The sequence below is a fragment of the Vibrio sp. 2033 genome (assembly GCF_033339735.1).
The window spans coordinates 1-923 of record NZ_JAWOVC010000157.1 but is presented as its reverse complement, the minus strand read 5'-3'; the positions used below and the strand labels follow the sequence as shown (position 1 = coordinate 923).

Sequence of the window (923 nt, the reverse complement as noted above, 5' to 3'; positions counted from 1 at the left end):
GGGGCAAGCGGTAAGACAATTACAAGACTGTTTAAGTCCGAAACAGGCATGTCTTATCAAGATTGGCGTCAGCAATGGCGATTGTTAAAGGCAATAGAGCTGTTGTGTGAGGAGAGGCAAGGCAGTGATGTTGCCCATTGTTTGGAGTTTTCATCAGACAGCGCATTCATTGCGTTCTTTAAAAAACAAACGGGACAAACACCACTGAGCTTTATGAAGCATCGAACCTTACTGTAAGGTCAGCAGTTGGACAATTTACTGTTTTTGATCGACCAGGATCAACTCATCTAGCACAAAGCCTTTCTCTTTGGCGACTCGCTTAAATCGCTCCACCGTCGCCTTATCGACATTTGGTTTCCGAGAAAGTAGCCACAAGTAATCATGGTTAAAACCTGAGATAAAGGCATACTCATAGTTTTCTCCTAGCTCGAACACAATGTACGAGGAATAGAACGGGCCAAAAAATGAAACTTTAAGATGGCCGATGTTTTCATCTCCAACGAAATACGCTTTGCCTTCGGCTTGTGTCCACTTTTTATCTTCTTGCGAATAACCACGGTTGATAACCGTGACACCACCGTCTTCACGCAATTCGTATTCAGCCGTAACGTTAGAGAGGCCGCGCTCAAAGGAATGATCCAGTCGAGCTATTTCATACCATTTACCGAGGTATGGTTGGAGTGCAAAGTTGTTTACAGGCTCAACATCATCTGGTTTTGACGTACAACCAAACATCGCGATCAAACATAACAACATCCATGCTTTTATAGATTTCATTTTTAACTCCATTAGCGATTACTCATTGATTTTACTCTATAAGATAGAAAATCGATCACAGACGAAAGATGTTAGAATCTCCGCAAGCCAACCCTTGTTCCTGATCACCTTGCAAAGCTTCAATATCATTGAAATGACTGACGACA

2 protein-coding genes are annotated in these 923 nt (G+C 42.4%); one reads left to right on the top strand and one right to left on the bottom strand.

Going from position 1 to position 923, the window contains the following annotated elements:
- Positions 1 to 237 (top strand): helix-turn-helix domain-containing protein (locus R7P74_RS25290; protein ID WP_318123393.1); only part of this gene is annotated, 237 nt, incomplete at its 5' end.
- An 18-nt stretch (positions 238 to 255) separates the two neighbouring features.
- Here R7P74_RS25290 and R7P74_RS25285 read toward each other — a convergent pair.
- Positions 256 to 777: a lipocalin family protein gene (locus tag R7P74_RS25285; protein WP_020842201.1), complete on the bottom strand. Its 522-nt coding sequence runs from the start codon at positions 775 to 777 to the stop codon at positions 256 to 258.
- Between the last annotated feature and the right edge of the window lie 146 nt (positions 778 to 923).

Coding starts and splice junctions, on each gene's coding strand:
- R7P74_RS25285 (WP_020842201.1), bottom strand. CDS start 777: ATGAAATCTATAAAAGCATGGATGTTGTTATGTTTGATCGCGATGTTT.